Annotated in this window: 6 protein-coding genes; 4 read left to right on the top strand and 2 right to left on the bottom strand. The window is 68.7% G+C overall.

Going from position 1 to position 10021, the window contains the following annotated elements; genetic code table 11:
- Positions 1-4: 4 nt before the first annotated feature.
- Complete coding sequence (gene chrA, locus HMJ39_RS04490) at positions 5-1153, bottom strand: chromate efflux transporter (protein WP_194296441.1); 1149 nt, start codon at positions 1151-1153, stop codon at positions 5-7.
- Between the two features lie 92 nt (positions 1154-1245).
- On the opposite strand from chrA, the gene recQ reads away from it, so the two are divergent.
- Complete coding sequence (recQ, locus tag HMJ39_RS04485; RefSeq protein WP_194296440.1) at positions 1246-3390, top strand: DNA helicase RecQ; 2145 nt, start codon at positions 1246-1248, stop codon at positions 3388-3390.
- A gap of 15 nt (positions 3391-3405) precedes the next feature.
- On the opposite strand, the gene panB is transcribed toward recQ, so the two are convergent.
- Positions 3406-4191, bottom strand: a complete 786-nt coding sequence (gene panB / locus HMJ39_RS04480; RefSeq protein WP_228462145.1) for a 3-methyl-2-oxobutanoate hydroxymethyltransferase — start codon at positions 4189-4191, stop codon at positions 3406-3408.
- Positions 4192-4360: 169 nt separating this feature from the next.
- Here panB and HMJ39_RS04475 point away from each other — a divergent pair, with 169 nt between their 5' ends.
- The 3 genes from HMJ39_RS04475 (at position 4361) to HMJ39_RS04465 (ending at position 10010) form a co-directional block, all read left to right on the top strand.
- The gene (locus HMJ39_RS04475) at positions 4361-6319 is read left to right on the top strand and encodes a metallophosphoesterase family protein (RefSeq protein ID WP_194296438.1); all 1959 of its coding nucleotides are present in this window, start codon (positions 4361-4363) and stop codon (positions 6317-6319) included.
- Between the two features lie 183 nt (positions 6320-6502).
- The gene (locus tag HMJ39_RS04470; protein ID WP_194296437.1) at positions 6503-7951 is read left to right on the top strand and encodes a DEAD/DEAH box helicase; all 1449 of its coding nucleotides are present in this window, start codon (positions 6503-6505) and stop codon (positions 7949-7951) included.
- A gap of 148 nt (positions 7952-8099) precedes the next feature.
- Positions 8100-10010 (top strand): AMP-binding protein, encoded by a 1911-nt coding sequence (locus HMJ39_RS04465; protein ID WP_194296436.1) that lies wholly within the window; start codon positions 8100-8102, stop codon positions 10008-10010.
- Positions 10011-10021 lie beyond the last annotated feature (11 nt).

Below are 10021 nucleotides of genomic sequence, written 5' to 3'. Positions count from 1 at the left end.
AATCTCAGACCAACTCCACGACCAATCCGACCACAGCCATGCCGGCCACCAGCCAGACCAGCGGCACTCGACCCCACCGCAGCAACAAGAACCCCACCGCCACCATGGCCAGATCCACGCCCCCGTGCACCGCCGAGCGGAACACCGGGTCGTAGAGGGCGGCCAGCAGCAGGCCCACCACGGCGGCGTTGATGCCGGCGACGGCGCCGGCCAGGCCCGGGCGGGCGGCGAGGCGCTGCCAGGCGTCGCCCAGGCCCAATACCAGCAGGAAACCGGGCAGGAAAATTGCCAGGGTGGCGGTGAGCGCTCCCAGCCAGGGGGCCCCGGGGGCCAGCAGGGCGCCCAGGTAGGAGGCCAGCGAGAACATTGGCCCGGGCACCGCCTGGGCGGCGGCGTAACCGGTGAGGAAAGTGTCGCCGGCAAGGCGCTCGCCCACCAACCCCTGCAGCAGCGGCAGCACCACATGGCCGCCGCCGAACACCAGGGCCCCGGCGCTGTAGAAATCCCCGGCCAGCCGCGCCAGGCCGTCGCCGGGAAGCAGCCATAGCAGGCCCCAGATCAGGGCGAAGGCGATCAGCGGCCAGCGGCGCGGGGTGGCGCCGCCGGGCTCGCCCTGAACACCCTGGCCGCCCCGCCCGGTGGCGACGCCGATCAGGGCCGCCGCCAGCAGCGCCAGGAGCTGGGTGCCGATGCCCGGCCACAGCCACAGCAGGGCGGCGGTGACCACCGCCAGGGCCCGGGTGGTGCCGTCCCGGCAGAACTTGCCGCCCATCTTCAGCACGGCGTCGGCCACCACCACCACCGCCAGCCATTTGAGGCCCTGGACCAGGCCGCCGAGCACCGTCTCCGGCAGGTGGGCGGCGTACAGGGCCAGCGCCAGCATCAGCAGGAAGGACGGCAGGGTGAAGCCGACGAAGGCGGCCACGGCCCCGGGCAGGCCGGCTCGGTGGCGGCCAATGGCGAACCCCAGCTGGCTGGAGGCGGGGCCAGGCAGGAACTGGGTGAGCGCCATCAGCCGGGCGAAGGTGTCGTCGTCCAGCCAGCCCAGGCCGGTGACGAAGCGGCGATGGAAATAGCCCACGTGGGCGGCGGGCCCGCCGAAGCTGACGCAACCCAGCCAGAGGAATTCACGAAAGACGGTCCAGATGGCCATGGGTACCCGATTTCTGAAGTTGTTGTAAGAGATTACCGCCACGTCGTGTCATCCGGATGTCAGGGGGCCGGCGGGCGGGTATACTCGCCGCCATGCAACGCGACGCCCTTTCCGTTTTACAGCACGTCTTCGGCTACCACGAATTCCGCGGCGAGCAGGCCGCCATCATCGACACCGTCGCCGGCGGCGGCGACGCCCTGGTGCTGATGCCCACCGGCGGCGGCAAATCCCTGTGCTACCAGATTCCATCCCTGGTGCGCGAGGGGGTGGGCGTGGTGGTGAGCCCGTTGATCGCCCTGATGCAGGATCAGGTGAGCGCGCTCAACGCCCTCGGCGTGCGCGCCGCCTTCCTCAATTCCACGCTCACCGGCGAGCAGAGCTTCGCGCTCCAGGACCAGGTGCGGCGTGGCGAGCTGGATCTGCTCTACGTGGCCCCGGAGCGGCTGATCCAGCCGCGCACCCTGGAGCTGCTGCACCAGTCACCGCTGGCCCTGTTCGCCATCGACGAGGCCCACTGCGTGAGCCAGTGGGGGCACGATTTCCGCAGTGACTATCTGCAGCTGTCGCTGTTGCACCGGGAATTCCCCAAGGTGCCGCGCATCGCGCTCACCGCCACCGCCGACCCGCGCACCCGGGCGGAGATCGCCGAGCGGCTGGATCTGGGCGAAGCGCGCCATTTCGTATCCAGCTTCGACCGGCCCAACATCCAGTACCGCATCGAACGCAAGGACGGCGCCCGCCGCCAGTTGCTGCGTCTGTTGCGCACCGAACACGACGGCGACGCCGGCATCGTCTACTGCCTGTCCCGCAACAAGGTGGACCAGACCGCCGAATGGCTCAACCAGCAGGGCATCCGCGCCCTGCCCTACCACGCCGGCCTGGACGGCCGCACCCGGGCCGAGCACCAGCAGCGCTTCCTGCGCGAGGAGGGCCTGGTGATGGTGGCCACGGTGGCCTTCGGCATGGGCATCGACAAGCCGGACGTGCGCTTCGTGGCGCACCTGGACATGCCCAAGAGCATCGAGGCCTATTATCAGGAAACCGGCCGCGCCGGCCGCGACGGCGAACCGGCCACCGCCTGGATGGCCTATGGCCTGGAAGACGCCATCCGCCACAAGCAGATGCAGGCCCAGTCGGAAGGCGGCGAGCAGTTCAAGCGCCACGAGAACCAGCGCCTGGAAGCCATGCTCGGGCTCTGCGAGGTGACTCACTGTCGCCGCCAGGCACTGCTGCACTACTTCGGCGAGGAACTGGCAAAACCCTGCGGCAACTGCGACACCTGCCTGAATCCGCCCAAGACCTTCGACGCCACCAAGGCGGCGCAGATGGCGCTGAGCTGCGTGTACCGCACCGGCCAGCGCTTCGGTGTCAACCATCTGGTGGATGTGCTCACCGGCAATCGCAGCGACAAGGTGGCTTCCGCCGGCCACGATCACGTCTCCACCTGGAACATCGGCGGTGAGTTCTCCGCCGGCCAGTGGCGCGCCATCTACCGGCAGCTGGTGGCGCGGGGCCTGCTGGCGGTGGACGCGGAAGGCTACGGCGCCCTCAAACTCACCGAGACCTGCCGCCCCTACCTGCGCGGCGAGCGGGTGCTGCAGCTGCGCAAGGACGCCGCCAAGGCCGCCGAACGCACCCGCCGGGACAAACCCCAGGTGGCCGACGCCGACCGTACCCTGTGGGAAGCGCTGCGCGCCTGCCGCAAGCGGCTGGCCGAGGAGGAAGGGGTGCCGCCCTACGTGATTTTCCACGACGCCACCCTGATGGACATGCTCGCCCTGCGCCCCCGGGACCGCCACGAGATGGCCGCCGTCAGCGGCGTCGGCGACCGCAAGCTGGACGCCTACGGCGACGCCTTCCTGGCGGTGCTCAACGAGGGCCAGGGCGACATGCCGGAGGTGCGCGATCCGCGCCGCGCCCCGGACGGCGACCAGGACGAGCTGGAAGCCCTGGCCCGGGCCGGCATGGCCCCGGATGCCATCGCCCGCCGCCAGGGGCTGGGCGAGGCGGAAGTCTACCGGGCCCTGGCGGACCTGGTGGCGGACGGCCGCCTGGATCTGGAGCAGGCCCTGGGCCTGCCCCCGGCGGAGCTGGGCATCATCCAGGACGCCCTGCTGGCGCAGCCCAACCTGGGCGACGACACCTTCAGCTACCGCCAGGTGCGCGAGTTCCTGAGCGATGATTACCCCACCGGGGTACTGCACTGCGTGCGGCGGGCCATCCTCGCCCATTCCTAACGGCTTTGATCGCCGTTAGCCGCGCCCGGTGCCGGTCAGCTTGATGATGTTGTTGGGAAACTCCCGGGACGCCACTTCCCGGGAAAACGCCCGGGCCACGTCGAGGATGGTGTCGCTGGCGTGGGCGTACTGTTTGGAGAACGGCGGCCAGTAATCCCCCAGCCCCAGGGCGTCATTGATCACCAGCACCTGGCCGTCGCAATCCGGCCCGGCGCCGATGCCGATGGTGGGAATCGCCAGGTCGGCGGTGATCCGCCCGGCCAGCTCGTAGGGCACATGCTCGATCACCAGCATGAAGGCGCCGGCGTTCTGGATGCCCCGGGCCTCGTCGCGGATGCGCCGCGCCTCCGCTTCGCCGCGCCCCACCTTGGCGAAGCTCTCGGCGGTCTGCGGCAACAGGCCGGTGTGGCCCACCACGTCGATACCGTTGGCCACCAGGTGTTCGATCACCGCGTATTTGTCCCCTTCCAGCTTGACGCTGTCGGCGCCGGCGGCGATCAGCCGCCGGGCGCTGGCCAGGGCGGTGTCCGGATCGGCGTCGGTGCCGTAGGGCAGATCGCCGATCACATGGGTATCCGGCGCGCCGCGCCGTACCGCGCCCAGGTGGTACTCCAGGTGCTCCAGGGTCACGTCCCGGGTGCTCTCGAAGCCCATCTCCACCATCCCCACGGTGTCGCCCACCAGAATCACCGGCACGCCGGCGCGCTCCACGGCACGGGCCACCGGGCAGGTGTAGGCGGTGAGCATGGCGATCGGGTCCTGACCCTTGCGGGCCACCAGGTCGGCTGCATGAAGTTTCATTGTCATTCCTCGCATGGCAAGTCAAGGAAGCCCTTCATAGCACGGCCCCACCTTCAAATAAAATTCATTTGGCGTTTATTCAACTGACGTTTTCCCCGGCCATGCTGTCAGCGCTTTGTCATGGAGCCGTGCGCGGCTCCATATTTTTTGGGTCTAACTGGGGACAATTATGAAACCGTTTCTGAACGGGGCCGCCGCCATGGCCATGGCGCTGGCCCTGACCGCCTGTGGCGGCGATTCATCCGATTCCGGCAACAACGACGCCGGTGGCAACGACGGCGGCGGCACGCCGCCCGCCGAACGTGGCGCGGTACGCATCGGCCTGCTGCCCGACACCCAGGGCGGCGGCGACAACGTGTCCATGCATCCCATGAAGGCCGTGCTCGACAAGGAACAGGAACTGGGCGTGGACATCGTGATCCCGGTGGGCGACCTCACCGACCACGGCACCACCCGGGAATTCGAGCAGTGGACCTCGGTGGCGGAAAGCTACCGCGACGCCGGCATCGAGTTCCTGCCGCTGATGGGCAACCACGAGGACAGCTACGCCTACTCCGTGGAGTGGATCGAGAACATGAAGCACTACATCCCCGAGGACGCGGTGCACATGAACGGCGCGCAGTACCTGAACTACTACGTGATGCGCGGCAACGTGATGATCTTCCTGCTCAAGTACTACAACCTGCCGGTGGCCTTCGACTGGATCAAGCAGGAAGTCACCGCCCATGAAGGCGAGTTCGATCACCTGGTGATCGCCAGCCACGATGGTCTGATCGGCGCCAAGTACGGCGAGACCCGGGAGATGATCGTGGAAGGGGTGGAAGGCGACAATCACCTGATGAACCAGTGGGACGACATCCGCGCCTTCTTCTCCAAGCACGACGTGCTCTGGGTACAGGGCCACGAGCACATGTACCAGCGCTCCGTGATCCAGGCGCCGATCTGGGTGGATCCCACCTCCTGGACCCGGGAAGACGGCAACTACCGCCTGCCCCAGTACACCCAGATCATGTCCGGCAACGCCTCCTACAAGGGCTATGAGTTCCGCTACGGCGAGCGGGAACTGGTGCAGCGCATCGTCTCCCAGAAGATGAACACCCTGAACAACGGCTCCAACGCCTACGACGTGAACGCCTCCGTGCTCACCTTCGACGGCGACCGGGTGGACTACCAGTCCTGGTACACCGAGCACACCATCGGCGCCAACGAGGACGGCGAAAAGGAACTGGCCGATCCCCAGTGGAAGCTGCTGGACCGCTTCTCGCGCACCAAAAACCGCTGCGAACGCATCGTCTATCCGACCTCCATCCCCGAGGACACCCGCCCGGTGATGTACCTGGACAGCCAGTACATCAGCAACGATTGCTATGCCCACGACGGCAGCGTGGCGCGCATGGTCGGCGGCATCAATGACACCTTCAACCGGGTGGAAAGCCGCACCCGTGACATGGAAGTCATGCCGGGCTACAGCCGCGCCGGCACCGTCACCGAACTGGCCCGCCTGGCCTACCAGTTCCTGTTCCAGCTGAACGAATCCTGGACGCCGAACCTGAACGCGGAAAACCGCGTGGTGCCCAACGCCAGTGACGACGCCGTGCTCGACATCCCGGAGACCACCATCGACCTGAAGGAAGACGTCACCATGAGCTGGCAGGACGCCGGCGCCGACACCGCCTCCGACGTGCTGATCGTCAGCGGCACCCAGAACCAGACCGGCACTTTCTCCAGCGCCTATGGCGCCGCCAAGGATCTGGAAGCCGACGCCGGCCTGCCGGGCAGCCAGCCGGACGGCACCACCAAGCAGCCGCACACCCTGCCGGCCACCGCCAGCAAGGACTGGGATCTGGCCACCGCGGTGTCCGACGCCTACGGCCTGACCTTCGACGCGCCGGAAGGCACCGACCCGGCGGCCGTGACCCTGGGCTGGCGCACCGAGGACGGCTGGCGGGCCGTCACTCCGGCCGAGTGCGTGGTCGAGCAGCCGTTCGACGGCGCCTACCTGAACAGTGCTCCGACCCGGCCGGCCACCTGCGCCGACCAGCCCCTGGTGGGCTTCGACGCGGACCATGGCCGCCGCTGGTGGGTGGTGATGCAACGCGACGCGGAGCTGGCTTTGATCAACCGCTGAGCCGGTAATCGCGGCTGAAGCCGCTCCTACAACCGGGGATCGTCCCCCGTAGGAGCGACTTCAGTCGCGATCCCCTCCTTTTTCCTCTCACCGCGACATCAAAAATCCCTCGAAGTCCGCGCCACAATCCGTTAGGCTGCATCGCCTTTCCTCCCCCTCGTGTTTTTCGGAATTTCCCACCCTATGGATTTTGCTTCCCTCGGTTTATCCGAACCCCTGCTGCGTGCCGTGGCCGAACAGGGTTATGACCAGCCGTCCCCGATTCAGGCCCAGGCGATCCCCGCCGTGCTGGAGGGCCGCGACGTCATGGCCGCCGCCCAGACCGGCACCGGCAAGACCGCCGGCTTCACCCTGCCGCTGCTGCAGCGGCTGGAAGGCGGCCGGCGGGCGCCGCGCCAGGCCCGCGCCCTGGTGCTCACCCCCACCCGGGAACTGGCCGCCCAGGTGGGCGACAGCGTCGCCACCTACGGCCGCCACCTGAACAGCCGCTCCACGGTGGTGTTCGGCGGGGTCGGCATCAACCCGCAGATCCAGGCGCTCAAGGGCGGCGTGGACGTGCTGGTGGCCACCCCGGGCCGGCTGCTGGATCTGCACCAGCAGGGCGCGGTGCGCTTCGACGACCTGGAAATCCTGGTTCTCGACGAAGCCGACCGGATGCTCGACATGGGCTTCATCCACGACATCCGCAAGGTGCTGCGGCTGCTGCCCGCGCAACGTCAGACGCTGATGTTCTCGGCCACCTTCTCCAACGACATCCGCGCCCTGGCCAAGACCCTGGTCAGCGACCCGGTGGAAGTGGACGTGAGCCCGCGCAACAGCACCGCCGAGCGGGTGCTGCAGTGGATCGTGCCGGTGGACAAGAACCGCAAAGCGCCGCTGCTGGTCAAGCTGATCAGCGACGGCGGCTGGTTCCAGGTGCTGGTGTTCACCCGCACCAAGCACGGCGCCAACAAGCTCGCCAAGCAGCTCAACGCCCAGGGCATCCAGGCGGCGGCGATCCACGGCAACAAGAGCCAGAACGCCCGCACCCGGGCCCTGGCGGACTTCAAGAGCGGCGAACTGCGCGCCCTGGTGGCCACCGACATCGCCGCCCGCGGCCTGGACATCGACCAGCTGCCCCAGGTGGTCAACTTCGACCTTCCCAACGTGCCCGAGGACTATGTGCACCGCATCGGCCGCACCGGCCGCGCCGGCGCCTCCGGCCAGGCGGTGTCCCTGGTCAGCGCCGACGAAAGCAAGCAGCTGTTCGATATCGAAAAAGTGATCAGCCGACCCCTGGAGCGGCGTCCCCAGGAAGGCTTCGAGCCGGAAGAGAAGCTGCCGGAGAAAGGCGCCGGCGGCGGTCGTTCCTCCGCGGGCGCCGGCCGGGGCCGCAACAATGGCGGCGGCAACCGTGCCCGTGGCGGCGGTGGCGGCGGTGGCGGCGGTGGCGGCGGCCAGGGTCGCGGTGCCGGGGGCGGTAATGGTCGCGGCCGGGGCAACGGCGGCGGTCGCGCCCAGGGCGGCAATGGCAATGGCGGCAACAGTGCCAATGGCGGCAACGCGGGCAACAACGGCAACAACGGCAACAATAATGGCAACGGCACCCGTCGCCGCCGGCGTCGTCGCCCCTCCGCCAACACCGCCTCCTGATCCCGCCTTCCCGGTAACGGTTGAACGCCCCCGGTCGCCGGATTCGCGACCATGGTCTACTGGCATGACGTTACCCACCCTGCTTGCATGAGAGGGCGGCGCCCCCGGGCGCCGCCCTCAAGAACAACAACCATGCAAGGAGCGGGAAATGCGCTATCGGAACGCCTTTGAGAAGGCCCGCCAGGAACCGGATACCTTCTGGGCCGAACAGGCCCGTGAACTGGCCTGGTACCAGCCCCCGGAACGGATTCTGGAAACCCTCGACGACGGCACCCACCGCTGGTTCGGCGACGGCGAGCTGAACACCAGCTACCTGGCCCTGGACCACCAGATCGAACAGGGGCGCGGCGACCAGACCGCCCTGATTTACGATTCCCCGGTCACCGGCGCCACGCAGCGCTTCACCTTTCGCCAACTGCGCGACCGGGTGGCGGAGCTGGCCGGCGCCCTGCGCCGCCTGGGCGTGGGCCGGGGCGACGGCGTGGTGATCTATTTGCCGATGGTGCCGGAAGCGGCCATCGCCATGCTCGCCTGCGCGCGCATCGGCGCGGTGCATTCGGTGGTGTTCGGCGGCTTCGCCGCCCATGAACTGGCGATCCGCATCGACGATGCCCGCCCCAAGGTGATCCTCACCGCCTCCTGCGGCATCGAGATCGACCGGGTGATCGACTACACCGCCCTGGTGCGCGGTGCCCTGGACAAGGCCAGCCATGCCGTGGAACACGTGCTGGTTCTGCAGCGCGAACAGGGCCCGGCGGACCTGGAGGCCCTGGGGTTCGAGGACTGGCGCTCGGTGGTGGACGGCAGCGAACCGGCGGACCCGGTGCCCCTGGCCGCCAGCGACCCGCTCTACATCATGTACACCTCCGGTACCACCGGTAAGCCCAAGGGCATCGTCCGCGACAACGGCGGCCACGCCGTGGCCCAGCTCTACGCCCTGCGCGAAATCTACGGCATGCAGCCCGGCGAGGTGTGGTGGGGCTGCTCCGACGTGGGCTGGGTGGTGGGCCACTCGTTCATCGTCTACGCGCCGCTGATCGGCGGCTGCACCACGGTGCTCTACGAGGGCAAGCCGGTGCGCACCCCGGACGCCGGCGCCTACTGGCGGGTGGTGGCCGAACACGGCGTCAACGGCCTGTTCGCGGCGCCCACCGCGTTCCGGGCGATCCGCAAGGAAGACCCGGACGGCGATCTGTTCCGCCGCCACGACGTGTCCAGCCTCAAGCACCTGTTCGTCGCCGGCGAGAAGCTGGACGGCCCCACCTACCAATGGCTCAGCGACCTCACCGGCCGCCCGGTCTACGACCACTGGTGGCAGACCGAAACCGGCTGGCCGGTGACCGCGCCGCTGACCCGCCACGGCGAGGCGGAGGTGCGCGCCGGCTCCACCAACCGGGCGGTGCCCGGCTACGAGGTGATGGTGCTCGACCCGGAAACCGGCGAGCCCCTGCCGGCGGACACGGAAGGCGCCATCGCCCTGCGCCTGCCGCTGCCGCCGGGCTGCGCCCAGACCCTGTGGAACGACCACGACCGCTACCTGGCCGCCTACCTGAACACCTACCCGGGCTATTACCACACCGGCGACGGCGGCTACCTGGACGCGGACGGCTTCGTGCACATCATGGGCCGCACCGACGACGTGATTAACGTGTCCGGCCACCGGCTTTCCACCGGCGTCATGGAGGAGCACATCGCCACCCATCCGGCGGTGGCGGAGTCCGCCGTGGTGGGCATGCACGATGAACTGTGCGGCGAGGTGCCGGTGGGGCTGGTGGTGCTCAAGGACGGCGCCGACATCGCCCCGGACCAGCTGGAACGGGAGCTGGTGGCACTGATCCGCGAACAGGTCGGCGCGGTGGCCCGCTTCCGCCGGGCGCTGGTCGTCAAGCGCCTGCCCAAGACCCGCTCCGGCAAGACCCTGCGGGCGGCCCTGCGCAAGATGGTCAACGGCCAGGATTTCCCCCTGCCCTCCACCATCGACGACCCGGCGATCCTCGACGAGATCGCCGCCACCCTGATCAATGACGGCCTGGTGGACAAGCCCGGCCGCCCGGCCTGACACGGGAGAAA

The organism is Alloalcanivorax profundimaris, from assembly GCF_015265435.1.
GTDB lineage: Bacteria > Pseudomonadota > Gammaproteobacteria > Pseudomonadales > Alcanivoracaceae > Alloalcanivorax > Alloalcanivorax profundimaris.
The sequence above is the reverse complement of the archived record's forward strand: the minus strand, read 5'-3'. Positions and strand labels throughout refer to the sequence as shown.